Genomic DNA, 24,175 nt, shown 5'->3' on the forward strand with positions numbered 1-24,175 from the left:
GAAAACGACAACGGCCGGACAACAGCCCACCAGTCTACGTGGGTGCCGTCCGGCCGCCGACCACAGGATCGGGCGCCCGCCTCGCAGCGGCGCCGCCCCGACGGCCTCAGCTCCTGTTGGCCGAGGACCCGTTCGCCGATGGCTTGGACCGGTCGTCCGCCGGGCCACGCCGTACCGAACCCGGCGCGTTCCACTCCTGCCGCTTGCGCTCGCGCCGCTTGGCGACCTCGGAGGACTGGAGCTGGTAGGGCACGGAGGTCACCATGACGCCCGGCGTGAACAGCAGCCGTCCCTTGAGCCGGAGCGCGCTCTGGTTGTGCAGCAGATGCTCGTACCAGTGGCCGACCACGTACTCGGGGATGATGACCGACACCGCGTCGCGCGGGGACTCCTTGCGCAGCCCCTTGACGTACTCGATGACCGGCCGGGTGACCTCCCGGTACGGCGAGTCGAGGACCTTCAGCGGTACGTCGATGCCGCGCCGGTTCCACTCCTCCTGCAGCGCCTTGGTCTCGGCCGGGTCGACGTTGACGCTGAGCGCCTCCAGGGTGTGCGAGCGCATCAGCTTGGCGTAGGCGAGGGCCCGCAGGGTGGGGCGGTGGATCTTCGAGATCAGCACCACGGAGTGGACCCGGGACGGCCGCACGACGTCGTCGCTGGGGCCGTCGGGGGCGGCGATCTCCGCGGCGACGCGGTCGTAGTGCTTACGGATCGCGGTCATCGTCGCGTAGAAGATCACCATGCCGAGCAGGGCGACCCAGGCGCCGTGCGTGAACTTGGTGACGAGGACGACGATCAGGACGAGCCCGGTGAAGAAGGCGCCGAAGGTGTTGATGGCCCGCGAGCGGATCATGTGGCGCCGCTTGGCCTGGTCCTTCTCGGTGCGCAGGTGCCGGTTCCAGTGCCGGACCATGCCCGTCTGGCTGAGCGTGAAGGAGACGAACACGCCGACGATGTAGAGCTGGATCAGCCGGGTGGAGTCGGCGCCGTAGATCCACACCAGCAGGACGGCGGCGCCCGCGAGGAGCACGATGCCGTTGGAGAAGGCGAGGCGGTCGCCGCGGGTGTGCAGCTGGCGCGGCAGGTAGCGGTCCTGGGCGAGGATCGAGCCGAGCAGCGGGAAGCCGTTGTACGCGGTGTTGGCGGCCAGGAAGAGGACCAGGGCGGTGGCGGCGGCCAGCACGATGAAGAGGAACGTCCCGTCGCCGAAGACGGCGGCCGCGACCTGTGAGATCACCGGGTTCTGGACGTAGGACTCGCCGACCGGGGTGCCGTCGCGCACGAGGTCGACCGCCGGGTTCTCGGCCATCCGCACGTCGGTGGCCATGGCGAGGCCGATGATGCCGCAGAACATGGTGACGGCGAGCAGGCCCATCGCGGCGAGCGTGGTTGCCGCGTTCTTCGACTTGGGCTTGCGGAAGGCGGGGACGCCGTTGGAGATGGCCTCGACGCCGGTCAGCGCGGCACAGCCGGAGGAGAAGGCACGCAGCAGCAGGAAGACCAGCGCGAAGCCGGCGAGTCCCTGGTGCTCGGGCTTGATCTCCAGGTCCGCGGTGGGGGCCCGCATCGTCTCGTCGAGGACCAGCCCGCGGAAGGCACCCCAGGCGATCATCGCGAAGACGCCGACGACGAAGACGTACGTCGGGATCGCGAAGAGCTTGCCGGACTCCTTCACACCGCGCAGGTTCATCAGCGTGAGCAGCACGATGATGCCGACCGCGCACAGCACCTTGTGCTCGACGAAGAAGGGGATGGCCGAGCCGAGGTTCTCCACGCCGGAGGAGATCGACACGGCGACGGTGAGGACGTAGTCGACGAGGAGCGCGCTCGCGACGGTGAGGCCGGCCTTGGGGCCGAGGTTGGTGTTCGCCACCTCGTAGTCGCCGCCACCGCTCGGGTAGGCGTGCACGTTCTGCCGGTACGACGCCACCACGGTGAACATCAGGACGACGACCGCGACGGCGATCCAGGGGCTGAAGTGATAGGCCGACACGCCCGCGATGGAGAGGACCAGCAGGACCTCACCGGGTGCGTATGCCACGGACGAGAGCGGGTCGGAGGCGAAGACGGGAAGTGCGATGCGCTTCGGCAGGAGCGTTTCACCGAGCCGGTCGCTGCGCAGAGCGCGCCCGATCAGAATCCGTTTGGGCAGGTCGGTCAGTTTGGACACGCAGAGGATCGTAAGCGCCCCGGCTGGTTCTGGGCACATCCGGGTGAAATCCCGGCGGGCCCCGGGGTGAAATCTCCCCGGCCGTCACTGCGAGGTGCGTCACGTGACGCATCCTCAGGCCTAATGAGGGCGTCCTCATGTCTGTACGCCGAATCCCGTCCCACCCACTCTCTGGAGGCCCCATGCAGGCCGCGACCGCGGAGCTGATCGGCGCGCTGGCGTCACTCGTCGGCCTCGGTGTCCTGACGGTGATCAGCGTGCGCCGGATCAGCCGCAGGGGCTCGCCCACCTGACGGGTGCTGCACGGGGGTGCCCTTGGCGGACCGCGCGTGTGTAGCTTGGGCCACGGTCTGAGACCCTGTTTTTGCCGTTTCGGCTGAACACCAGCTATTGACACCGGAAGGACGGTCGTGCACATCGTCATCATGGGCTGCGGGCGAGTGGGGTCGACCCTCGCCCAGACCCTGGAGCAACAGGGGCACACGGTCGCCGTGATCGACCAGGACCCCACGGCCTTCCGTCGTCTGGGCTCGGGATTCGGTGGCCGCCGTGTCACCGGCGTCGGCTTCGACCGCGACACCCTGCGCGAGGCGGGCATCGAGGAGGCGGGCGCGTTCGCCGCCGTCTCCAGCGGCGACAACTCGAACATCATCGCCGCCCGCGTCGCCCGCGAGATGTTCGGCATCGAGAACGTGGCGGCGAGGATCTACGACCCCCGCCGCGCCGAGGTCTACCAGCGCCTGGGCATCCCCACGGTCGCCACCGTCCGCTGGACCGCCGACCAGATGCTCCGCCGGCTGCTGCCCGCCGGGTCCGAACCGCTGTGGCGCGACCCCACCGGGGGTGTCCAGCTCGCCGAGGTGCACGCCTCCTCGGCCTGGGTGGGCCACAAGATCAGCAAGATGCAGGAGGAGACGGGCGTCCGCGTCGCGTTCCTCACCCGCCTGGGCGAGGCCATCCTGCCCACCTCGCAGACCGTGCTGCAGGAGGGCGACCTGGTGCACGTGATGATGCGTACGGACGACGTCGAGAAGGTCGAGGCATCCTTCGCCGAGGGTCCCGACGAGGAGGGCGGTCACTGATGAGGGTCGCCATTGCCGGAGCCGGTGCGGTGGGCCGCTCGATCGCGGGCGAACTGCTGGAGAACGGCCACGAGATCCTGCTCATCGACAAGGCGCCGACCGCCATCTCGGTCGAGCGCGTCCCCATGGCGGAGTGGCTGCTGGCCGACGCCTGCGAGATCACCTCGCTGGACGAGGCCGCGCTGCAGCGCTGCAACGTGGTGATCGCCGCGACGGGCGACGACAAGGTCAACCTGGTCGTCTCGCTGCTGGCGAAGACGGAGTACGGCGTTCCGCGCGTCGTCGCCCGCGTCAACAACCCGAAGAACGAGTGGCTGTTCAACGAGTCCTGGGGCGTGGACGTCGCCGTTTCGACCCCCCGGCTGATGTCGGCCCTGGTCGAGGAGGCGGTGAGCGTCGGTGACCTGGTGCGTCTGCTCCGCTTCAGCCACGGTGACGCCAACCTGGTCGAGCTGACCCTCCCGCCGGAGTCGGCGCTGGCCGGCACGCAGGTGGGCGAGGTCGAGTGGCCGGAGGACACGTCCCTGGTCACGATCATCCGCGGCACCCGGGTCCTCACCCCCACCCAGGAGGACTCCCTCGAAGCCGGCGACGAGCTCCTCTTCGTCGCCGCCCAGGCCCGCGAGGAACAGCTGGAGGATCTGCTGTCGGTGCGCCGCGAGGACGCGACGAGCTGACCCGGCGGACACGCACGAAGGGGGCGCCCGGAGATCTCCGGGCGCCCCCTTCGTGCGTGGTTCGGTCGCGGTGGCCGCGTCCGTGGTCCGGTCGCCGGCGCCTTCGTCCGTGGTTCAGTCGCGGGTGGCCGCCCGCTCGGCGGCCTTGCGCTCCTTCTCGGCCTGTTCGGCCGCCTCCATCTCCGCGAACACGTCGATGGGCGCCGGCGCCTTGGCGAGGAACACCCAGGTCAGCCAGACGGCCAGCAGGAACGGCGGGATCTTCAGCGCGACCAGCACCCAGCCGAGCTGCTCGGTGTCGGCCCACCAGTACAGCGGGAAGAGGATGGCGCACTTGCCGAGCAGGATCGCGCCCCAGGCGTAGCTCGCCTTCGCGTACGCCTTCTTGCGGCCGGGGTTCCGGGTCCGCCAGGAGAGGTTCTCCTTGAACACCGGCCCGAGCATCAGCCCCATCAGCGGCACGCCGGCCAGCGTGGTGATGATGTACGTGAGGCCCATGCCCAGCGTGTAGAGCATGCCCGGCAGATAGAAGTCCTTCGCGTTGCCGGTCATCATCGCGAAGACCACACCGAAGGCGACACCGAAGACACCGCTGAAGGCGTGCTTCACGGTGTCCTTCCTGGCCAGTCGCACCACGACCAGCAGCAGGGAGACACCGAGGGCCGCGAGGGCAGACGAGTGCAGGTCCTTGTTGATCGTGTAGATGGTGACGAAGAGGAGGCCGGGCACCACCGTCTCGACCATGCCCCGCACCCCGCCGAAGGCCTCGAACAGCGCGGCCTCGGTCACCGCCCTGGAGTCCTGGGGGTCGTCCTGGACACCGGGTGTGTCCTGGGCGCCGCGGGCGGCGTCCTCCGTCGGCTTGTCGAGCGACGTCACCGGCTACTCCCGTCCGAGCGGTCTGAGTTCGTACTTCGGGTTGAAGAGCACCCTACGGCCCCGGCTCATCGAGATCCGACCGGATGCGATCAGCTTGCGCCCCGGCTCTATCCCGACGATGGAGCGCCTGCCGAGCCACACCACGTCCAGGGCGGCCGAACCGTCGAACAGCTCGGCCTCCAGGGCCGGCACACCGGCCCGCGGGCGCAGCGTGACCGTGCGCAAGGTACCAGTAACGGTCACTATCTGTCGGTCGTGACAGTCACAGATCCGCGTACAGCCCGCGGTGTCCGCGTCCTCCCGCAGTTCCTCGCTCTCCAGGTCCTCCTGGGACGAGGACAGCCGGTCGAGCATCCGCCGGAACCGGCCCGCCGGCTTCTCTGAACGAGGAACAGCACTCATGGCAAAAAGCCTACCGGGGCGAGCCGACAGACCCGCACCCCGTAGGAGCCGCAGCTGTCCACCGGGGGCCCGCGCAGCCCTTCGCGGCTCCCGGCACGGCGAAGGGCCGCACCCCCGGCGGGGTACGGCCCGTGCGCCTGTGCGGAACGATCAGCGGACCTCGGTGATCTCCGGGCCCCGCTGCAACTGACCCATCCCGCCGGAGAAGCGGGAGCCGCTCTGCTCCTCCTGCTGAACGCCTTCCGGCACCATCTGCGCGTCGTTCGGGAGCTTCAGGACGATCGGGTCCCGCGGGGCCATGGGGCCCTCACCGCGGACGACGACCGTGTCACGGAAGATCTGCTCCAGCAGCCCGGCGGTCTGCGGCTCGACCGCGCCCCGGCCGGAGATCACACCGCGCAGGAACCAGCGCGGCCCGTCCACACCCACGAAGCGGACGACCTGGAAGCCGCCCGTGCCGTCGGGCAGCTGCACGGGCACCTGAGCCCGCAGCTCCCAGCCCAGCGGGCCCTCGACCTCGTCGATGACACCGCCCTGCTGGGTGATGCCGCTGGCGATCTCCTCGCGGACCTCGCCCCAGATGCCCTCGCGCTTGGGCGCGGCGAATGCCTGCAGCTGGACCGCGCTGTCGCGCAGGACGACGGTCGCCGCGACGATCGCGTCACCCGCGACCTCGACCCGCAGCTCCATGCCCTCGACCCCGGGCACGAAGAGGCCTCCGAGGTCGACCCGGCCCTCGCCGGGGTTGGAGACCTCGGAGCTGTCCCAGGGTCCGTCGGGCCGCGGCTCCGGCTCCAGCCGCACCCGCTCCCGCTCGACCTCGCCCGCCTCAGCGTCGACTTCCCCGGCTACGCCGTCGACCTGCTCGGCCTCGCTCGCCGCGTCCGCCGCGTCCTCGGCGGAACCCTTCTTCTTGCGACGTCCGAACACGTCACTGTCCTTCCCGGTCGGATACGACCGAAGCGTATCGATTCCCACCCGTTGTGCCGCCCACGGCGGCATGACCGCCGGTGGACCCGAAGCCCCCCTCGGCCCGCGCCGAGTCGGGAAGCTCCGCCACCTCCTGGAAGCGCACCTTCTCGACCTGCTGGACGACCAGTTGGGCAATCCGGTCGAAGCGCTCGAACACCACGGCTTCCCGCGGGTCGAGGTTCACCACAATGACCTTGATCTCACCACGGTACCCGGCATCAACCGTCCCCGGGGCATTCACCAGGGCGACACCGCAGCGGGCGGCGAGGCCGGATCGAGGGTGCACGAAGGCCGCGTACCCCTCCGGGAGCGCGATGGACACCCCGGTGGACAGGACGGCCCGTTCGCCCGGCTTCAGTTCACAGCTCTCCGTGGTGCGCAGATCGGCGCCCGCGTCACCGGGGTGCGCGTACTCCGGCAGCGGAACGTCCGGGTCGACGCGCCGGATCAGGACGTCGACGGGAGCACGGCCGCCACTCATGGGTTCACCTCGAAGGCACGGGCCCGACGGACCTGGTCCGGGTCGTTCATGGCCGCCTGGATCTCCTCCTGCCGGCCGTTTTCGATGAAGTGGTCGACCTTCACCTCGATGAAGAGCGCGTCGGCGCGGACGGCCGGCGGGCCGTCGGGGCCGCCCACGCGTCCGGTGGCGGTCGCGTAGATCTTCCGCCCGGCGACCGCCGTCACCTCCGCCTGGAGGTGCAGCACGGCACCGACCGGCACGGGCCGTACGAAGTCGGTCTCCAGCCGCCCGGTCACCGCGATGGTGCGCAGCAGCCAGGTGAGCGAGCCGAGCGTCTCGTCGAGGGCGGTGGCCAGGACCCCGCCGTGGGCCAGGCCGGGCGCGCCCTGGTGTGCGGCCCTGACCGTGAACTCGGCCGTGAGGGAGACCCCCTCGCCGGCCCGGGCCTGCAGATGCAGCCCGTGGGGCTGCTCGTCGCCGCAGCCGAAACACTGCCCGTAGTGCGCGCCCAGCAGCTCGCCGGGGGCGGGTGCCTCGGGATGCCGGACGGGCGCCGTGGCGTCCGCCGGGGGCTGCAGGGCCGCGGAAGTACCTCTCACAGCCGCAGACCTTACCCGTCCGTCAGCCTCCGGCCATCGTCCCGGAGGGCAGGGTTTCCCCTCGGGTGCCCCCATTTCCCGGGGCAGGCCCCCCGCATGCCAAGCTTGACGCCATGCAGCTCTCCGCCTCGCCGTACGAAGAACGCCTCACCGCGCCCCGTTCGTGGTGGCTGGTCTGCTTCCTGGTCGGCGTCTCCATGGCTCTGATCCTGCTTCCCTTCGGCACCCTGCCGCTCCTCGGCGGCCTGGCGGGCGGCACCGCCGCGGCGGCGGTCGTGGCCAGCTCGTACGGCTCCGTCCGCATCCGTGTGGTCGGTGACGCCCTGATCGCGGGCGAGGCGAAGATCCCGGTGAGCGCCCTCGGTGAGCCGGAGGTCCTCGACGCCGAGGAGGCGCGGGCCTGGCGCACGCACAAGGCCGACACCCGGGCGTTCATGCTGCTGCGTGCCTACATCCCGGGCGCCCTGCGCATCCCGGTCACGGACCCGGCCGACCCCACGCCGTACCTGTATCTGTCGACCCGGCAGCCGCAGCGCCTGGCGGCCGCCCTGGAGGCGGCCAGGGCCGTGGCGTAGGCGTCGTTTTCTCGCCGGATTCTCACGGTCGGCGGGCGTTCCCGCGGTTGACCGGTTGCCGGGGGCGACGGGCGCGGCCGGGGCGGTCGGTCGTCCACGGGCGCGGCCGTACCGTCTCACCGTGGTCAGTCCTCGCCGAGTTCCCTCGGCAGCTCCCCCACCGCCACGGGGTTCGTGGGCTTCTCGAGCGCGGGGAGATCCGGCAGCTCCTCCCAGGGCACCTGGGTCCGCCGCAGGTCCTTGCGGACGCGTTCGGCGAGATGCTTGGTGTCCCGGCGGTTCATGACCGCGCCGACGGCGGCCCCGACCAGGAACGGCATCAGGTTCGGGAGGTTCCGCACCATGCGCTTCATGATCTGCTGGCGCAGCTGCCGCTTCAGCTGTCCGCCGAGCGCCGCGTCGATCGTCGCGGGCCGGGTCACGTCGATCCCGCGCTCACCGGACCAGGAGTCGAGGTAGGCGGTGCTGCGCTGCCGGAGGTTCCCGGGCGGTCGCGCCCCGTACACCTCGTGCAGTTCGGCGATGAGTTTCAACTCGACCGCGGCGACGCCGGTGATCTCGGCGGCCAGCTCCGCGGGCATCGCCGGCGGAGTGGGCAGCATGGCGGCGGCCCCGACTCCGGCGCCCACGGTCGAGGACGCGTTCGCGGCGCCCGCCACGAGTTTGTCCGCGAGCTGTTCCGGTCCGAGACCCGGGAACTGGGCGCGAAGGGTGGCGAGGTCCCGTACGGGGATCCTCGGGGCCATCTCGATGATCCGGTCGGTGAGGTACGCGAGTCCGGCACGCGCGCGGTCGCCGCTCATGCGGGCCCCGGCCCTCAGGCCCTGGCTGATTCCGGTTCGGATGGCCTCCGTGCGCCTTCTGGCGGCCGGCGCCGGAGTGTCCACCGGTACGGGCAGGCGCCCCTGCTCATCCGAGGCGCCCCCCGACGCCGTGTCCAACGTACGTTCGAGCGAGGCCGCTCCGGGATCGGAGGGGCCCCGCTCGTCGTCACGCACGCCGTCAGAGCCGCTGTGCGGCCCGTGGTCCGCCCCCTTGCGGAAGCGGCGCTTCCAAGGAGGGGTCGAGCCAGTCACGGCCGACCCTGCCTCAGTCGCAGTCGCGGCAGATCGGCTGACCGTTCTTCTCGCGGGCCAGCTGGCTGCGGTGGTGCACCAGGAAGCAGCTCATGCAGGTGAACTCGTCCTGCTGCTTGGGCAGGACCCGGACGGCCAGCTCCTCGTTCGAGAGGTCTGCGCCCGGCAGTTCCAGGCCCTCGGCGGCCTCGAACTCGTCGACGTCCACCGAGGAGGTCGACTTGTCGTTCCGGCGCGCCTTGAGTTCTTCCAGGCTGTCCGAGTCGACGTCGTCGTCGGTCTTGCGTGGGGTGTCGTAATCCGTTGCCATGTCGCTCTCCCCCTCTGGGTGTCTGTGGTGTCTCCAGCGCACGTAACGCGTGAGAGGCCGGACTTGTGCCCGACCTGAGGCGGAGATTTTGCCTCACATCAAGGTCTGTTACTCAATCGACACCCAACCGGACCCCTCAAGAGTGATCGGCTTGGATGGCGAACGGGACCGTACACGGTCCTCAGGCTGCATTTCAAAGGCGCCCCAGCATGTACTTCCCGTGATCTCAACCCCCGAAAACCCGGATTTTCCCGGCGTTCCGGCGGTCACATGATCACGCTCAGTAGATGGCTGGAAAATCGCCCATGTGATCGATCACACATGGGTCGTGCGCGACCGTTCTGATCAGAACCCATGGGCACCCCGGGAAATTCCGCGTGAAGCGAACATGTCCCGGGAAGCCGGCACATTTTCTCAGACGGGCAGTGTCACACGCATCACCAGCCCGCCTCCTTCTCGTGGCCGGGCGGCGATATGGCCGCCGTGCGCGCGGGCCACGGACCGGACGATCGACAGGCCGAGGCCCACGCCCTTGTCGCTTCCGGTGCGCTCCGTACGCAGCCGCCGGAACGGCTCGAAGAGGTTGTCGATCTCGTACGCCGGCACCACCGGGCCGGTGTTCGTGACCACGAGCACCGCCTGGCCCTGCTGGAGTTCCGTCGTCACCTCGACCCAGCCGCCCGGCCCCTGGACGTTGTACCGGACGGCGTTCTGGACGAGGTTCAGCGCGATCCGCTCCAGCAGCACGCCGTTGCCCTGGACGACCGCGGGCGCCCGCTCGCCGCGGATCTCGACCTTCTTGGCGTCCGCCTCGGCGTGCACCTGGTCGATGGCCTGGGAGGCCACCTCGGCCAGGTCCACGGGCTTGCGCTCGACGATCTGGTTGTCGCTGCGGGCGAGCAGCAGCAGTCCCTCGACGAGCTGCTCGCTGCGCTCGTTGGTGGCCAGCAGCGTCTTGCCCAGCTGTTGCAGTTCGGCGGGCGCGTTCGGATCGGACAGATGCACCTCCAGCAGCGTGCGGTTGATCGCCAGGGGCGTTCTCAGCTCGTGCGAGGCGTTGCCGACGAAGCGCTGCTGGGCCGTGAAGGCCCGCTGGAGCCGCTCCAGCATGTCGTCGAAGGTGTCCGCCAGCTCCTTCAGCTCGTCGTCGGGGCCGTCCAGCTCGATACGGCGGGAGAGGTCCGACCCGGCCACCGCGCGCGCCGTGCGCGTGATGCGGCCGAGCGGCGCGAGCACCCGGCCCGCCATCGCGTAGCCGAAGGCGAACGCGATCACCGCCAGCCCGAGCAGGGCGAGCAGGGAGCGGCTGAGCAGCGTGTCCAGGGCCTGCTGGCGCTCAACGGCGTCACACTGCTTGAGCACGGAGTTGATCTCGCTGTCCGGCACCGTGTTCACAGCGGGACAGGTCGAACTGGTGATGTCGAGATTGGCCCCGGTCACTTCGAACGACGGGCCGCCGCCTTCGTGGAGCGCCTGCGCCGCCAGCAGGTAGATGATCGACAGCAGCAGGATCCCGGCGATCAGGAACATCCCGCCGTAGAGCAGCGTGAGCCGTATCCGGATGGTCGGGCGCAGCCACGGCAACGAGCTCTGCGGCCTCCGGGGGTCCCAGGTGGGTTTCGGGGGCGCCAGGGGCGGCGCGGGTGTCGTCGCCACGGGGATCAGATCCGGTAGCCGGAGCCGGGCACGGTGACGATGACCGGGGGCTCGCCGAGCTTGCGGCGCAGCGTCATGACCGTCACGCGCACGACGTTGGTGAACGGGTCGGTGTTCTCGTCCCAGGCCTTCTCGAGCAGCTGCTCGGCCGAGACCACCGCTCCCTCGCTACGCATGAGCACCTCCAGGACGGCGAACTCCTTGGGCGCGAGCTGGACCTCCTTGCCGTCGCGGAACACCTCGCGGCGGTTGGGGTCGAGCTTGATGCCGGCGCGCTCCAGGACCGGCGGCAACGGCACACTCGTACGCCGTCCGAGCGCTCGCACACGCGCGATCAGCTCGCTGAACGCGAAGGGCTTCGGCAGATAGTCGTCGGCGCCGATCTCCAGACCCTCGACGCGGTCGCTGACGTCGCCGGACGCGGTGAGCATGAGCACGCGTGTGGCCATGCCCAACTCGACGACCTTGCGGCAGACGTCGTCGCCGTGCACGAGCGGGAGGTCTCGGTCGAGGACGACCACGTCGTAGTCGTTGACACCGATGCGCTCCAGGGCGGCCGCGCCGTCGTACACGACGTCGACGGCCATGGCCTCCCGGCGGAGTCCCGTGGCCACAGCGTCCGCGAGCAGCTGCTCGTCCTCGACGACGAGTACGCGCACGTCGATCGTCCTTCCTCGGGTTCGCCGGCGAACGGGAAAGCACCCGCCGACTTGTTCTCAATCCTGTGGTCCCCATCCTGCCGCTATCGCCCGTAAACCGGTTGTAAGGCGAGATGCCCATGATCAAAGGGTGGTGGCTTCCGAGCCGGCCACAGAAATGATCATCGGGGAGGAAACGTGCGCAAGCACGCACTCAGGGCCATGTTCGCCGCGGCCGTGGCCGTCGCGGGGCTGGGAACCGCCGGGGCACCCGTCGCGAGCGCCGCGGGGACCATCTGTGTAGGACCGGAGACCACTGGCGCGGCGGCCTGTTTCAAGTCGGACGGCGACTACGTCGAGATCCTCGACACCTCGAAAGACGGCCACCGCGCCGTCGCTGTCTGGTACACGGACTACGGCCGGTCCGACGAATGCGTGAACACCAAGGGCAAGGGCAAATGGGAATCGTGCAACTACGACCTGCGCGAGGGGGGTTACATCACTGTCCGAGCCGAGGTCCGCGAAGGCAACAAACTCGTCCGCAAGTCGGAGTGGAAGACCTACGCCATCAAGGGTAGCTGCCCCTCCGGCCATGTCTGCAGTGACTAGCGCCCCTTGCTGATCCTGGGGAATGACCAAGGGGCCGACAGCCGTCGGCCCCTTGGTCATGCGCCCGGCTGTTTCCCGTCCGGCACCGGGTCTGAGGAAGATTCCTTGGCGCTTGAGGTTTCCGCGGAAGAAGGCGGGGGGAGGACAGGCTTTACACCCCGCGATCACGCTCTGCTTGTGCCGCACCACCATGCGGTACGCGAACATCCGCTTTCCGCAGAGCGGGCGTGGGTGTCCGGCACCGACGCCGCCCGGCACGGGTGGCGCTGGGCATCCACAACAAGCGTGATCGTCCCTTCCGAACCGGCACACCCCCGTGCCATCGACCCACGACCAGGACGAGGGGGCGCAGCATGGACGCTTTCACCGCAGGACTTCTGCAGCGCATAAGGGCGACCGAGTCCGACCTGACCCGGGCTCGCGACGAGGGCGACGAATTCCTCGTCGACGTGGAGCAGGCCGAACTCGACGACCTGCACCGCCTCGCCGCCGACCACGGTGTGGAGGTCGGCGCGCTCAGCGTCTGATCCGGTACCCACGCGCGCAAGAGAGCGGGACCCCAGGCATCCAGCCTGGGGTCCCGCTCTCTTGCGCGCGTGCCGCTGACGGTCCGCTCAGTCGTGCCAGGCGCCGAGCTCCTCCAGGCGGGCCTGGAGGGCCTGGAAGAGGCCGGGTGGGGCGGCGATGGTCAGGTCGGGTGAGAGGGGCTGTGCGGGGCGCCCACCGGTCAGGGCGCCCGCCTCCCGGGCGACGAGGTCGCCCGCCGCGTAGTCCCAGGCGTTCAGGCCCCGCTCGTAGTAGGCGTCCAGGCGGCCCACGGCCACGTCGCACAGGTCGATCGCGGCCGAGCCGCCGCGACGGATGTCGCGTACGTGGGGGATCAGCTCGCGCAGCACGTCGGCCTGCCTGGCCCGGCGCTCGGCGCGGTAGCCGAAGCCGGTGCCGACCAGGGCCAGCTCCAGGTCGGGAGCGGGCCGCACGCGGGCGGGGCGGTCGTTCACGTACGCGCCCTCCCCGAGTACCGCACGGTAGGTCTCGCCCCGCACGGGGGCGTGGACCACGCCGACGACCGTCTCGCCGTCCAGGCGGGCCGCTATGGACACGGCCCAGCTCGGCAGGCCGTACAGGTAGTTGACGGTGCCGTCGATCGGGTCGATCACCCACTGGACGCCGCTGGTGCCCTCGACGCTGGCGCCCTCCTCGCCGAGCACGCCGTCGTGCGGCCTGCGCTCGGCCAGCAGGCCGGTGATCAGCTTCTCCGAGGCGATGTCCATCTCGGTGACGACGTCGACCGCGCTGGACTTGGTGGCGGCCACCCCGAGGTCCTCCGGCCGGCCGTCGCGCAGGAAGGCGCCCGCGCGGTGGGCCGCCTCCAGGGCGATCTCCAGCAGTTCGGCCTTCAGCCCGTCCGGGTTGTTCGGCTGGTCGGTCACGGCGCTCCTCACGCGTACGGGCTGTCGGCGCCCGCGGCGGCGGGCTTCGAGGCACGGGCCGGGCAGCAGCCGACCGGGCACAGGTTGTGGCTCGCACCGAGGGCGCCGAGGGCGCAGGGCGTCACGTCCCCGCCCCGCTCGACGGCGGCCCGCTCCAGGACCAGGTCGCGGACCGCGGCGGCGAAGCGCGGGTCGGCGCCCACGGTGGCCGAGCGGCGCACCGGCAGGCCCAGTTCCTCGCCCTTGGCCATGGCCTCGGTGTCGAGGTCGTACAGGACCTCCATGTGGTCCGAGACGAAGCCGATCGGCGCCATCACGACGGCCGGGACGCCGGACCCGCTCAGCTGCTCCAGATGGTCGCAGATGTCGGGCTCCAGCCACGGGATGTGGGGGGCACCGGAACGGGACTGGTAGACGAGCTGCCAGGGGTGCTCCACCCCGGTCCGCTCGCGCACGGCCTCCACGATGAGCCGGGCGACGTCCAGGTGCTCCGCCACGTAGGCGCCGCCCTCGCCGTGCCCCTCGACCGGGCCGGAGGTGTCCGCCGACACGTTCGGGATGGAGTGTGTGCAGAAGGCGATGTGCGCGCCGCCCCGGACGTCCCCGGGGAGGTCGGCGAGGGACTCGATCACACCGTCGATCATGGGCTCCAGGAAGCCCGGGTGGTTGAAGTAGTGCCGGATCTTGTCGACCTTCGGCAGCTCCAGGCCCTCGGCCTCCAGGGCAGCGAGCGAGTCGGCGAGGTTCTCGCGGTACTGGCGGCAGCCCGAGTACGAGGCGTACGCGCTGGTGGCGAGGACCAGGATGCGGCGGCGGCCGTCGGCGACCATCTCGCGCAGGGTGTCGGTGAGGTAGGGCGCCCAGTTGCGGTTGCCCCAGTAGACCGGCAGGTCCAGGCCGTGCTCGGCGAAGTCCTTGCGCAGGGCGTCCAGGAGGGCGCGGTTCTGGTCGTTGATGGGGCTGACCCCGCCGAACAGGAAGTAGTGCTCGCCGACTTCCTTGAGACGTTCCTTGGGGATGCCGCGCCCCCGCGTCACGTTCTCCAGGAACGGGATCACGTCGTCCGGGCCCTCCGGGCCGCCGAACGAGAGCAGGAGCAGGGCGTCGTAGGGGGTGGCGTCGTGCGCGTGTGGCATGACTCGATCCTGCCACCCGGCACCGACGACCGGGATCCCGGCCCACGTTCGGGGATGACTTAGGGTTGCCTGACCCGTAAGCTGTATCGACTGACTTCACGCCTTACAGCGCCGGCCAGGGAACGGTTCCCTCCGCTTCCCGTACCCCTCGGAGACCCGCCGTGCCCAGCCCCTACACCGCCCTCTTCGCCGCGCCCGGCACCAAGGGCTTCACCGCCGCGGGCCTGATGGGCCGGATGCCGCTGTCGATGATGGGCATCGGCGTGGTCACGATGATCTCGCAGCTCACGGGGCGGTACGGCCTCGCCGGCGCCCTGTCGGCGACCATCGCGCTGTCCGCCGCCGTGCTCGGTCCGCAGATATCCCGCCTGGTGGACCAGTACGGGCAGCGGCGGGTGCTGCGCCCGGCGACACTCGTCGCGCTGACCGCCGCCGCGGGGCTGCTGTTCGCCGCGCACTACGGATGGCCGGACTGGGTGCTGTACGCGTGCTCGGCCGGCATCGGCTGTGTGCCGAGCCTCGGCGCGATGACCCGGGCGCGCTGGGCGGCCCTCTACCGGGGCACCCCGCAGCTGCACACCGCCTACTCGTTCGAGTCCGTGGTGGACGAGGTCTGCTTCATCTTCGGGCCGATCATCTCCATCGGTCTGTCGACGGCATGGTTCCCGGAGGCGGGGCCGCTGCTCGCCGCCTGCTTCCTCGCCGTCGGCGTGTTCTGGCTGACCGCCCAGCGGGCCACCGAGCCCGCCCCGCATCCGCGCGGGCAGCACGGGCGCGGCCGCTCCGCGCTGCGCTCGCCCGGACTGCAGGTCCTGGTGGCCACGTTCGTGGCGACCGGAGCGATCTTCGGGGCGGTCGACGTGGTCACCGTGGCCTTCGCCGACGAGCAGGGCCACAAGGCCGCCGCGAGCGTCGTCCTGGCCCTCTACGCGGCCGGGTCCTGCCTCGCCGGCGTCGTGTTCGGACTGATGCGGTTCTCCGGGGCGGCCGAGCTTCGCTGGCTGCTGGGCGTCTGCGGCATGGCCGTGAGTATGATCCCCCTCCTACTGGTCGGAAACTTGCCGTTTCTGGCCGTGGCGCTCTTCGTGGCGGGCCTGTCCATCGCACCCACGATGATCACGACCATGTCCCTGATCGAAGAGCACGTACCACGCGCGCAACTGACCGAGGGCATGACCTGGGTGAGCACCGGACTCGCGGTCGGCGTCGCGCTCGGCTCCTCCGTGTCCGGCTGGGTGATCGACGCCGCCGGGGCCGACGCCGGGTACGGGGTTCCGGCGGTGTCCGGTGCCGTCGCGGTCGCGGTCGGTTTCCTCGGGTACCGCCGGCTGCGCAGGCCGGCACCGGAACGGGGAGGGCCCCTTGAGCACCACAGTGATCGGGAAGAGCGGCACGTGGCGTAACTGGGCGGGGAACGTGACCGCCCGGCCCGTACGGGAGGTCACCCCTGCCACCGTCGAGGAACTCGCCGCGGCGGTACGGAAGGCCGCCGAGGACGACCTCAGGGTGAAGGCCGTCGGCACGGGACACTCCTTCACGGCCGCCGCCGCGACCGACGGCGTCATGATCCGCCCTCAACTGTTGACGGGCATACGCAAGATAGACCGCGACGCCATGACCGTCACGGTGGGCGCCGGGACCCCGCTCAAGAGACTCAACATGGCGCTCGCGCGCGAGGGGCTGTCGCTCACGAACATGGGCGACATCATGGACCAGACGGTCTCGGGCGCCACCAGCACCGGCACTCACGGCACCGGCCGCGAGTCGGCCTCGATCGCCGCCCAGATCAAGGGACTCGAGCTCGTCACCGCGGACGGCTCGATCCTCACCTGTTCCGCCACCGAGAACGCGGACGTCTTCGCGGCCGCCCGCGTCGGCATCGGCGCGCTCGGCATCGTCACCGCGATCACCTTCGCAGTGGAGCCGATCTTCCTGCTCACGGCCCGCGAGGAACCGATGCCGTTCGAGCGGGTGCTGGCCGAGTTCGAGGAACTGCACGCCGAGAACGAGCACTTCGAGTTCTACTGGTTCCCGCACACCGGCAACACCAACACCAAGCGCAACAACCGCAGCGCCGGCCCGGAGAACCCCGTCCCGCAGCTGAACAGCTGGTTCGAGGACGAGTTCCTCTCCAACGGCGTCTTCCAGGTGGCCAACTGGGTCGGCCAGGCCGTACCCGCCACCATCCCCACGATCGCCCAGATCTCCAGCCGCGCCCTGTCCGCACGCACCTACACCGACATCCCCTACAGGGTCTTCACCTCGCCGCGGCGGGTGCGTTTCGTGGAGATGGAATACGCCGTTCCGCGCGAGGCCGTGGTGGACACGCTGCGTGAACTCAGGGCGATGGTCGACCGGTCCCACCTCCGCGTCAGCTTCCCGGTGGAGGTCCGCACCGCCCCGGCCGACGACATCACGCTCTCCACCGCCTCCGGCCGGGACAGCGCCTACATCGCCGTCCACATGTTCAGGGGGACGCCCTATCAGGCGTACTTCACGGCCGCCGAGCGGATCTTCACGGCGCACGAGGGGCGTCCGCACTGGGGCAAGGTGCACACCCGGGACACGGACTACTTCGCGAAGGTCTACCCCCGCTTCGGCGAGTTCACCGCGCTGCGCGACCGGCTCGACCCCGAACGGCGTTTCCAGAACGACTACTTGCGCCGCGTACTGGGGGCGTAGCCGGACCGGCCATGCCGGTGATCGCGTGCAGGCATCCCCTTACCCGGCGTGACGAAAGGGCCCTCTCCTGCGGCCGATTGCCGTCTCTCACCAGAAGTCGAGCGGCGTGCCGATCCACGCAAGTGGCCCGAATGGAGTACTGTTGCGAGCCCTGGGTCCGGACTCCCGCCAGGGTGTCCGGAGCCTGCGAGGACCGCCGGGAGGGGGATCGTTGCACAGGGTGATGAGGTTCGTCACTTAGCGTTGCGAAAGGTAACCGTGAACGGCGGCCTCGGGCTCACGCCCGACACGCCGGGCAACTCGGCAAGGTTGTGGCAGGCTGCACCCGGGCAGGCCACACTCGACTAGCGGAAGCAGCGACGCACGTGACGTCGGCAGGCACCACCCGGGAGGTCCCCATGCCCGAACTGCGTGTCGTGGCCGTCTCCAATGACGGCACACGGCTGGTGCTGAAGGCTGCCGATTCCACGGAGTACACGCTTCCGATCGACGAGCGCCTGCGTGCCGCCGTGCGCGGCGACCGTCCCCGTCTCGGTCAGATCGAGATCGAGGTCGAGAGCCATCTCCGCCCCCGTGACATCCAGGCGCGTATACGCGCGGGTGCCACGGCCGAGGAGGTCGCCCAGCTCGCCGGCATCCCCGTCGACCGGGTGCGCCGGTTCGAGGGTCCCGTGCTGGCCGAGCGTGCCTTCATGGCCGAGCGGGCACGCAAGACCCCGGTCCGCCGTCCCGGCGAGAACGCCGCGGGCCCGCAGCTCGGCGAGGCCGTCCAGGAGCGCCTGTTGATCCGCGGCGCCGAGAAGGACACCGTCCAGTGGGACTCGTGGCGCCGTGACGACGGCACCTGGGAAGTCCTGCTGGTGTACCGGGTGGCGGGCGAACCGCACTCGGCGAGCTGGACGTACGACCCGCCCCGGCGGCTCGTCCAGGCCGTCGACGACGAGGCGCGCTCCCTGATCGGCGAGTCCGACGATCTGGGCGCGCCCGAACCGAGCTTCCCCTTCGTGCCGAGGATCGCGCGGCTGCCCCGAGACCGTCAGGCGGAACGTCCCGTCCTGCCGCCCGTGACACCCGAGTCCGACGAGGAGGCGGCGAGCGAGCGCGACTCGCTCACGAGCATCCTGGAGGCCGTCCCGAGCTACCGGGGCGACCTGGTGGTTCCCGAACTGCCCGCCGCCGAACCGCAGGACGAGTCCGTCGAGGAGGTGGACGAGGAGTCCGCGGCTCCGGCGGCCTCGGCCGGTTCCGCCTACGCGGACGTCCTCATGCCGCCGCGGTCGGTCAACGGCCACCGTGACCGGCTCATCGGCTCCACCGACCGCCAGGCCGAGGCCGACGGCGTACGGCCGGGTCGTCGTGCGGCGGTGCCCAGCTGGGACGAGATCGTGTTCGGCACGCGCCGCAAGAAACAGGAGTAGCGGGTACAGCGGGAGTCGGGGCGGGGTCGACGGCAACGAGCGGGAACGGTCGTGCACGCCGATCCGTTTCTGCGTCCTGGTTCTTCCGGGGTTCTTCTTCCGCTTCCGGGTTCTTCTTCCGTGGGTGGGGGTCGGTCTTTCATACGTGTGCGGGGCCCGTGTCGTTCAGACGCGGGCCCCGCGGCATGCCGTGGGCGAACGCGTCACCGGGGGTCGGGTCCGGTGGCCACCGGCCGGCTGCCGTCCCGGGACCACTCCGACCAGGAGCCGACGTACAGGGCGGCGGGGATGCCCGCGACGGCCAGGGCGAGCACCTCGTGGGCGCCCGAGACGCCCGAACCGCAGTACACGCCGACCTCCGTGTCCCCGGTGGCGCCGAGTGCCTTGAAGCGGTCGGCGAGTTCGGCGGCGGATCGGAAGTGACCGGATGCGGTCACGTTCTCGGTGGTGGGCGCGGACACGGCGCCCGGGATGTGGCCGCCGACCGGGTCGATGGGCTCCACGTCGCCGCGGTATCGCTCGGCGGCCCGTGCGTCGAGGAGCAGACCGCCGTGGGCCAGCGCCGCGGCGCCGTCCGCGTCGAGCAGCGGGAGGGCGCCCGGGGCTGGGGTGAAGGTTCCCGGCTCCGGCTCGGGGAGTTCGGCCGTCACAGGGCCGTCCCAGGCCGCGAGACCGCCGTCGAGGACGCGTACCGAGGGGTGGCCCGACCAGCGGAGCAGCCACCACGCGCGCGCGGCGGCCCAGTTGAGACCGCCGTCGTAGACGACGACCGGGCGGTCGGCGGACACCCCGGCCGCCCTCATCGCCGCACCGAAGGTCTCCGGGTCCGGCAGCGGGTGACGGCCGGCGGCGCCCGCCGGGCCGGCCAGTTCGGAGTCCAGGTCGACGAAGACCGCCCCCGGGATGTGCGCCTTGTCGTACTCGGGCCGCAGATTCGGGCCACCCAACTGCCAGCGCACGTCCAGCAGGACCGGCGGGCGGGGTCCGGCCAGCTCTTCGGCGAGGTCGGATGCGGAGATGATGGCGTTCATGGCCCCATCCTCGCGCACGGGGTGGCCGCCTCGCCCGGGTCCGGCTACTCTGCCCGCCGGACGGTTCCGATCACCAGGCGTACGGGATCGGACACATGCCGTACAGTCGGCGGTCACCCCACGGCAGGCCACGGGGAGAGCGACGTGCCGTGGTCGACCGCGCCTCCTTCGCGTACGTACGTGCGCCGGGGCGCGGCGGTGCGGCGCGGGCGCGCGGCGCCACGGGTGGTGCGAGCATCGGCACGGGGCGTGATCGCGGGTGGACGCGGTACACGTGTACGGAGGGGCGGACGGACGCGGCCGCGAGGGGCCGAGGAGAGAGTGACGATGACCGACGCACGGGGGTCGACCGGACCGAACGGTGGGGCGTACCCGCCGGGCACGCCCTGCCGGGTGAGCCTGATGGTGCACGGGATGGCCGCGACCCAGGAGTTCTACGGATCGCTGTTCGACTGGGAGTTCCAGCCGGGTCCGCAGCAGCTCGGCCCGTATGTGCGGGCGCTGCTCGACGGGCGCGAGGTGGCGGGCATCGGGCAGCTGCCGCCGGACCGGCACCTTCCGATCGCCTGGACGCCGTACTTCGCGTCCGACGACGTGGATCTGACGGCGGCGACCGTACGGCACTGCGGCGGGACCGTCGGGGTCGGGCCGCTGGACGCCGGGCAGGCGGGCCGCCTCGCGATCGCCTCGGACCCGACGGGTGCAGTCTTCGGCATCTGGCAGGCGGCGGAGCATCTCGGCAGGGACATCACCGGGGTGCCGGGCACCCCCGCCTGGGACGAGCTCCTCACCTACGACACCGAGAGCGTCGCCAAGTTCTACGAGGTGGCCTTCGGATACGAGGAGAGACCGGTGGCGTCCCCCGACCCCGACACCGACCACGTCACCCTCCACGTCGGGGGCCGCCCCGTCGCGGGCATCCACGGTCTCGGTGCCGCCCTGCCCCGTGACCGCGGCCCGCACTGGCTGACCTATTTCGAGGCCACCGACACCGACGAGGCCGCCCGGCAGGTCCTCACCCTCGGCGGCCGTGTCCTCGCCGCGCCCCACGACACCCCGCAGGGCCGCGTGGCCACGGTGGCGGATCCGGAGGGCGCCGTCTTCGCGCTGGTGCGCGGGGAGCGCTGAGGACGGGGCGGGCGTGGGGAGAGGCCGTCCACGACACGGACGATTCGTTCGCGGGCGAGGAACGTGCCGCTGCTTCCGCCTCGGCCGGCGCGGCCGCGGCGGCCCGACGCTCCCGCTCGTGCTCGGCCCGAGCCACATCGGCGTTGCGCCGTTCCTCCTCCAGCAGACGGGTCGGGGCTGCGATCTCGGCCTGCGAGTCCCGCTCGGGCTCCGGCGCCGCTTCCGGTGTCTCGTCGGACACGCTCTCCGCCCCGTCATGGGGACGATCGTCAGCCGTGACCGCGCCGTCCACAGGCAGGGCGGTGTCGGCGTCCGAGGGGAGGTCAGGTCCGTCTGTCCCCCGGCAGGGCGAGCTCGGCGACGAGCGTCTCGACGGACGTCTGCCAGGTGCGTACCTGGGCGTGGCTCGGTCCGAGCTCGTCGTGGTGGTACTTGCAGCCCGTGCTGAGTCCGCTCCACACGGCGCTGACGCGGAGGGCCAGGTCGGGGCCGGCGTAGTGGCGCAGGCAGAGCAGTTTCGCTCGCATGGTGACCTGGGGGAGTCCGGCTTCCTTGGCGGTGAGGAACGCGTCGACGGTTGCTTCCAGGGCGATTCGCAGGGCGTAGGCCGCGCCGCGGGCCCGGCCGGCCGGGGTCAGCGGGCCGCCCAGGCCTGCGGTGAGGAGGCTGTCGGCGGTCGTGAGGAGTCCGGCGACGGTGCCGGCGCTCGCGGGGGTGGCGGGCATCAGGCGTTCCCCTCCTGCTTGCGGATGCGGTGGGCGAGGTCCTCGACCTTCCTGACGAAGGCGACCGGGTCGGACGGGAGGAACCCGTCGGGGTGGGCGCCCCGCTGACACTGACGGATCAGGGTCGTGCTGTCAGGCCCATACAGAGCGCGCAACCGGCTCTTGACTTCCTCGTCGGGGTGAACGAGTCCGTCGTCGAAGAGGGCGAAGGACGCGAGCGGGATGAGCCGGTCGGTCCGGTCGATGGCGGCCTGCAGACGGTCGGCGTGCTGTCCGGTGCGGCTCCGGCGGAGCCAGGCCGCCTCGACGATCGCCATCGAGAGGGCCTCGCGGCACAGGGACGGCAGGACGTTGCGCAGTGCCGTGTCGGGGCAGTCGGCGGTCTTGGCGAGGGCCATGGCGTCGTCGATGGCCTCCTTGACCGGATCGGTCTCGGAAGTGACGCTCACCTTGGACTTCTCACCGCGCTCCACCTTCAGCACGGTCACGGGCAGACCCTGGCTGCGGAAGGCGTGCGGGAGCCGGGTGTCGTGGGTGAAGACGACGACCTGCCGGTCACGGCCGAGTTCGTCGAGCACCTGGGCGAGGCCGTCGACCTTCGCCGGGTCCATGGACTGCACGGGGTCGTCGATGACGACGAACCCGAAGGGGCTGTCGGCGGTGGCGGCCCGGGGCAGGAACAGGGAGAGGGCGAGCGAGTGCAGTTCGCCCTGGCTCATGACGCTCAGGGCCGGGGCCTCGGTGTCGTCGACGGTGACGTCCATGATCAGCTTGCGGACGGCCGCCTTCTCACTGCCGTGCATCTTGACGTTCTTCAGGTCGACGCTGCTCTGCCGGCGGAGCTTCTCCCAGATGCGCTGCGTGTGCTCGGCGAAGGCGTCGACGCGGAGATCGCGGATCTCGGTCGTCAGCTTCTTGATCCAGGTGAGGGCAGCGTTGACCTCCGTCCTGTGCGGCGTGACGGCCACGGCCTGCTGGGAGAGCGTCGTCCACTCCGCCAGCAGCTCGACTACGGCGCGCCACCGTTCGTCCATGGCCGCCAGTTCCTCACGCGCCTTCCGGGCCACGACCTCGCACGCGTCCGCCAGGGTCACCGCTGCCTGCAACGCGCGCTCGGCGAGTTCGGTGGGGTCGGTGATCCGCCGGCAGTCGCTCCAGACCTGCCACGGCTCGCCGAGCACGGCCGGGACCTCCCGCGGCGGGAGGATCAGGTCGTGCAGGGTCCGCGTCGCGGTCCGCAGACCGGCCTCGGCCTCGCGTACGGCGTCGGCCTCGCCCAGGAGCGCGGCGATCTGCGCCTCGGCGCGCGAGGCCCACTCCCGGCCAAGGACCTCTTCCGTGCCGCACACCGGGCACGCCGTGTCGTCGGCGTGGCGGTCGCTGTGCCGCAGGGCCGCCTGGAGCAACTGAGCCCTGCTGTGGGCGTCGGCGGCCACGGTCCCCTTCAGGTCGTCGAGGTCGGCGAGGGCGTGCCGCAGCGCGTCGACGGCCGTGCCCACCCGGTCGAGGTCGGGCCCCTCCGCGGCGGCCTCCAGCCGCGCCTCCCGCAGTCGGCCCTCGTCGGCCGTGGGCACACCGGCGATCAGGGCGTCGAGCACGGCGTAGTCGGGACCACCACCCGTCCCCTCCATCGCCACAAGGGCCTTGAGCGCCCGGTCGTCGTGCCCGACGTCCTCCAGAGCCGCGTGGAGAAGCGGCTTCTTCTCCTTCTCGGCGTTCACGACGGCGTCGAGTTCCTTCTTCGCGGCCGTCAGCCGTCGCGCGGCGGCGTTGAGGTGGTCGAGTCCGAGGATCGCGGCGATGTTGTCGTACATCTCGCACGGCTTGCCGTTGATCAGGTTGCCGAGGTCGACGTAGGACAGGAACGGCCGGTAGGCGCGCGTCGCCTGCTCCCAACCGACCTGCTCCAGCGGAACGGTGCCGTGGCCCGGCCGCCTCAGCACGGCCTGGGAGTCGGTGAATGCCTCGCCGGTCCAGGTGCGGGTGAGGGTGCTCGGGGACGGGTCACCCTCGACGGTCAGCTTGGCCTCGACGGCGGTCTGCTCGCCCCGGTGCAGGTTGCGCCAGCGGACGGTGCGGTTCGGGCGCTGCTCGGCGCAATGGGCGTTGGTGCCGGTGAACAGGGTCTCGATGGCCTCGGCGATGCTCGACTTGCCGGAGCCGTTGCGTCCGACGACGAGGGTGACGCCGGGCTTCGGCCGCAGGTTCAGCCGCGCCTGGGAACCGACGCCGCGGAAGCCGGTGACGGTGACCTTCCCCAGGTAGACGGGCCCGGCGAGGGTGTGGGACTCCCCCGCGCCGTCTTCGGAGTCGCCGAGTGCCTCACGGATACGGCTCTTCGCGCCGTCGGTGAGCTTCGGGTCCTGGGCCAACCGCGCCTCTACGAGCTGGGGCAGCGGCAGGACGCTGTCGGGGTGCGTGGGCGTGTGCGTGTGTGCTGCGTCCATGTGGTGCTGCCTCCCGCGGATTCCGTGTCGATGTGGTGGAACCGTAGTGAAGCGGCCGGATGTTGGA

24 protein-coding genes are annotated in these 24,175 nt (G+C 70.9%); 9 read left to right on the forward strand and 15 right to left on the reverse strand.

Translation table 11 applies throughout. The features are described from left to right. Positions 1–106: 106 nt before the first annotated feature. Entirely contained in the window at positions 107–2,170 is a 2,064-nt protein-coding gene (locus AC067N_RS17085) for an APC family permease (protein ID WP_478679690.1), read from the reverse strand. 410 nt (positions 2,171–2,580) lie between these two features. On the opposite strand from AC067N_RS17085, the gene AC067N_RS17090 reads away from it, so the two are divergent. Beyond that, positions 2,581–3,252, forward strand: coding sequence for a potassium channel family protein (locus tag AC067N_RS17090; protein WP_055520747.1), 672 nt, complete (start codon positions 2,581–2,583; stop codon positions 3,250–3,252). Continuing rightward, positions 3,252–3,929 carry a potassium channel family protein gene (locus AC067N_RS17095; RefSeq protein ID WP_055538640.1) on the forward strand — a complete coding sequence of 226 codons (678 nt, stop codon included), beginning with the start codon at positions 3,252–3,254 and terminating at the stop codon, positions 3,927–3,929. Before AC067N_RS17090 ends, AC067N_RS17095 begins: the two co-directional genes overlap by 1 nt. 114 nt (positions 3,930–4,043) lie before the next feature. Here the strand turns inward: AC067N_RS17095 and AC067N_RS17100 are convergent, their stop codons facing one another. From AC067N_RS17100 to AC067N_RS17120, 5 genes are all read right to left on the reverse strand, one after another. Then, positions 4,044–4,808 (reverse strand): DUF3159 domain-containing protein, encoded by a 765-nt coding sequence (locus tag AC067N_RS17100; RefSeq protein ID WP_478679691.1) that lies wholly within the window; start codon positions 4,806–4,808, stop codon positions 4,044–4,046. A 3-nt stretch (positions 4,809–4,811) separates the two neighbouring features. Beyond that, positions 4,812–5,210 carry an OB-fold nucleic acid binding domain-containing protein gene (locus tag AC067N_RS17105; RefSeq protein ID WP_468094136.1) on the reverse strand — a complete coding sequence of 133 codons (399 nt, stop codon included), beginning with the start codon at positions 5,208–5,210 and terminating at the stop codon, positions 4,812–4,814. A 150-nt stretch (positions 5,211–5,360) separates the two neighbouring features. Next, on the reverse strand, positions 5,361–6,140 hold the full coding sequence (locus AC067N_RS17110; RefSeq protein WP_478679692.1) for a DUF3710 domain-containing protein: 780 nt from the start codon (positions 6,138–6,140) through the stop codon (positions 5,361–5,363). Between the two features lies 1 nt (position 6,141). Continuing rightward, positions 6,142–6,663: a dUTP diphosphatase gene (gene dut / locus AC067N_RS17115; RefSeq protein WP_478679693.1), complete on the reverse strand. Its 522-nt coding sequence runs from the start codon at positions 6,661–6,663 to the stop codon at positions 6,142–6,144. Next, the gene (locus tag AC067N_RS17120) at positions 6,660–7,244 is read right to left on the reverse strand and encodes a PaaI family thioesterase (protein ID WP_478679694.1); all 585 of its coding nucleotides are present in this window, start codon (positions 7,242–7,244) and stop codon (positions 6,660–6,662) included. The genes dut and AC067N_RS17120 overlap by 4 nt, the downstream gene beginning before the upstream one ends. Before the next feature lie 113 nt (positions 7,245–7,357). Between AC067N_RS17120 and AC067N_RS17125 the strand changes: the two genes are divergently transcribed. After that, complete coding sequence (locus tag AC067N_RS17125; RefSeq protein ID WP_478679695.1) at positions 7,358–7,819, forward strand: DUF3093 domain-containing protein; 462 nt, start codon at positions 7,358–7,360, stop codon at positions 7,817–7,819. Positions 7,820–7,944: 125 nt separating this feature from the next. On the opposite strand, the gene AC067N_RS17130 is transcribed toward AC067N_RS17125, so the two are convergent. The 4 genes from AC067N_RS17130 to AC067N_RS17145 all read right to left on the reverse strand — a co-directional run bounded on the left by AC067N_RS17130 (position 7,945) and on the right by AC067N_RS17145 (position 11,520). Beyond that, positions 7,945–8,895 (reverse strand): hypothetical protein, encoded by a 951-nt coding sequence (locus AC067N_RS17130; RefSeq protein ID WP_478679696.1) that lies wholly within the window; start codon positions 8,893–8,895, stop codon positions 7,945–7,947. Positions 8,896–8,908: 13 nt separating this feature from the next. After that, complete coding sequence (locus AC067N_RS17135; RefSeq protein ID WP_003997302.1) at positions 8,909–9,205, reverse strand: DUF4193 domain-containing protein; 297 nt, start codon at positions 9,203–9,205, stop codon at positions 8,909–8,911. A 414-nt stretch (positions 9,206–9,619) separates the two neighbouring features. After that, the gene (locus AC067N_RS17140; RefSeq protein ID WP_478679697.1) at positions 9,620–10,861 is read right to left on the reverse strand and encodes a sensor histidine kinase; all 1,242 of its coding nucleotides are present in this window, start codon (positions 10,859–10,861) and stop codon (positions 9,620–9,622) included. A 5-nt stretch (positions 10,862–10,866) separates the two neighbouring features. Beyond that, positions 10,867–11,520 (reverse strand): response regulator transcription factor, encoded by a 654-nt coding sequence (locus AC067N_RS17145; protein WP_478679698.1) that lies wholly within the window; start codon positions 11,518–11,520, stop codon positions 10,867–10,869. Between the two features lie 177 nt (positions 11,521–11,697). Between AC067N_RS17145 and AC067N_RS17150 the strand changes: the two genes are divergently transcribed. Beyond that, on the forward strand, positions 11,698–12,108 hold the full coding sequence (locus tag AC067N_RS17150; RefSeq protein WP_478679699.1) for a hypothetical protein: 411 nt from the start codon (positions 11,698–11,700) through the stop codon (positions 12,106–12,108). A gap of 353 nt (positions 12,109–12,461) precedes the next feature. Further along, positions 12,462–12,635 (forward strand): hypothetical protein, encoded by a 174-nt coding sequence (locus AC067N_RS17155; RefSeq protein WP_478679700.1) that lies wholly within the window; start codon positions 12,462–12,464, stop codon positions 12,633–12,635. 87 nt (positions 12,636–12,722) lie between these two features. Here AC067N_RS17155 and AC067N_RS17160 read toward each other — a convergent pair whose 3' ends face one another. Together AC067N_RS17160 and AC067N_RS17165 are read right to left on the reverse strand one after the other, a co-directional pair. After that, positions 12,723–13,541 (reverse strand): inositol monophosphatase family protein, encoded by an 819-nt coding sequence (locus AC067N_RS17160; RefSeq protein ID WP_478679701.1) that lies wholly within the window; start codon positions 13,539–13,541, stop codon positions 12,723–12,725. Positions 13,542–13,549: 8 nt separating this feature from the next. Beyond that, positions 13,550–14,677, reverse strand: coding sequence for a ferrochelatase (locus AC067N_RS17165; RefSeq protein WP_478679702.1), 1,128 nt, complete (start codon positions 14,675–14,677; stop codon positions 13,550–13,552). Between the two features lie 161 nt (positions 14,678–14,838). On the opposite strand from AC067N_RS17165, the gene AC067N_RS17170 reads away from it, so the two are divergent. The 3 genes from AC067N_RS17170 to sepH all read left to right on the forward strand — a co-directional run bounded on the left by AC067N_RS17170 (position 14,839) and on the right by sepH (position 18,777). After that, positions 14,839–16,080 (forward strand): MFS transporter, encoded by a 1,242-nt coding sequence (locus tag AC067N_RS17170; protein ID WP_478679703.1) that lies wholly within the window; start codon positions 14,839–14,841, stop codon positions 16,078–16,080. Continuing rightward, a complete protein-coding gene (locus AC067N_RS17175; RefSeq protein WP_478679704.1) occupies positions 16,040–17,359 on the forward strand; it encodes a D-arabinono-1,4-lactone oxidase in 1,320 nt (439 codons plus the stop codon). The genes AC067N_RS17170 and AC067N_RS17175 overlap by 41 nt, the downstream gene beginning before the upstream one ends. 398 nt (positions 17,360–17,757) lie before the next feature. Further along, positions 17,758–18,777, forward strand: coding sequence for a septation protein SepH (gene sepH / locus AC067N_RS17180; RefSeq protein WP_478679705.1), 1,020 nt, complete (start codon positions 17,758–17,760; stop codon positions 18,775–18,777). A gap of 203 nt (positions 18,778–18,980) precedes the next feature. Here the strand turns inward: sepH and AC067N_RS17185 are convergent, their stop codons facing one another. Continuing rightward, on the reverse strand, positions 18,981–19,808 hold the full coding sequence (locus AC067N_RS17185) for a sulfurtransferase (protein WP_478679706.1): 828 nt from the start codon (positions 19,806–19,808) through the stop codon (positions 18,981–18,983). 327 nt (positions 19,809–20,135) lie between these two features. Between AC067N_RS17185 and AC067N_RS17190 the strand changes: the two genes are divergently transcribed. Continuing rightward, positions 20,136–20,936 (forward strand): VOC family protein, encoded by an 801-nt coding sequence (locus tag AC067N_RS17190; RefSeq protein ID WP_478679707.1) that lies wholly within the window; start codon positions 20,136–20,138, stop codon positions 20,934–20,936. A gap of 323 nt (positions 20,937–21,259) precedes the next feature. Here AC067N_RS17190 and AC067N_RS17195 read toward each other — a convergent pair whose 3' ends face one another. Together AC067N_RS17195 and AC067N_RS17200 are read right to left on the reverse strand one after the other, a co-directional pair. Next, complete coding sequence (locus AC067N_RS17195; RefSeq protein WP_478679708.1) at positions 21,260–21,661, reverse strand: hypothetical protein; 402 nt, start codon at positions 21,659–21,661, stop codon at positions 21,260–21,262. After that, positions 21,661–24,108, reverse strand: coding sequence for an AAA family ATPase (locus tag AC067N_RS17200; RefSeq protein WP_478679709.1), 2,448 nt, complete (start codon positions 24,106–24,108; stop codon positions 21,661–21,663). The genes AC067N_RS17195 and AC067N_RS17200 overlap by 1 nt, the downstream gene beginning before the upstream one ends. Positions 24,109–24,175 lie beyond the last annotated feature (67 nt).

The sequence above is a fragment of the Streptomyces sp. NPDC042364 genome (genome assembly GCF_056437585.1).

What these genes read in the sequence shown, in the direction of transcription:
- AC067N_RS17155 (WP_478679700.1), top strand. Translation starts at nt 12,462, where the DNA reads ATGGACGCTTTCACCGCAGGACTTCTGCAGCGCATAAGGGCGACCGAG.
- AC067N_RS17105 (WP_468094136.1), bottom strand. Translation starts at nt 5,210, where the DNA reads ATGAGTGCTGTTCCTCGTTCAGAGAAGCCGGCGGGCCGGTTCCGGCGG.
- AC067N_RS17195 (WP_478679708.1), bottom strand. Translation starts at nt 21,661, where the DNA reads ATGCCCGCCACCCCCGCGAGCGCCGGCACCGTCGCCGGACTCCTCACG.
- sepH (WP_478679705.1), top strand. Translation starts at nt 17,758, where the DNA reads ATGCCCGAACTGCGTGTCGTGGCCGTCTCCAATGACGGCACACGGCTG.
- AC067N_RS17200 (WP_478679709.1), bottom strand. Translation starts at nt 24,108, where the DNA reads ATGGACGCAGCACACACGCACACGCCCACGCACCCCGACAGCGTCCTG.
- AC067N_RS17165 (WP_478679702.1), bottom strand. Translation starts at nt 14,677, where the DNA reads ATGCCACACGCGCACGACGCCACCCCCTACGACGCCCTGCTCCTGCTC.
- dut (WP_478679693.1), bottom strand. Translation starts at nt 6,663, where the DNA reads ATGAGTGGCGGCCGTGCTCCCGTCGACGTCCTGATCCGGCGCGTCGAC.
- AC067N_RS17190 (WP_478679707.1), top strand. Translation starts at nt 20,136, where the DNA reads ATGACCGACGCACGGGGGTCGACCGGACCGAACGGTGGGGCGTACCCG.
- AC067N_RS17135 (WP_003997302.1), bottom strand. Translation starts at nt 9,205, where the DNA reads ATGGCAACGGATTACGACACCCCACGCAAGACCGACGACGACGTCGAC.
- AC067N_RS17095 (WP_055538640.1), top strand. Translation starts at nt 3,252, where the DNA reads ATGAGGGTCGCCATTGCCGGAGCCGGTGCGGTGGGCCGCTCGATCGCG.
- AC067N_RS17185 (WP_478679706.1), bottom strand. Translation starts at nt 19,808, where the DNA reads ATGAACGCCATCATCTCCGCATCCGACCTCGCCGAAGAGCTGGCCGGA.
- AC067N_RS17125 (WP_478679695.1), top strand. Translation starts at nt 7,358, where the DNA reads ATGCAGCTCTCCGCCTCGCCGTACGAAGAACGCCTCACCGCGCCCCGT.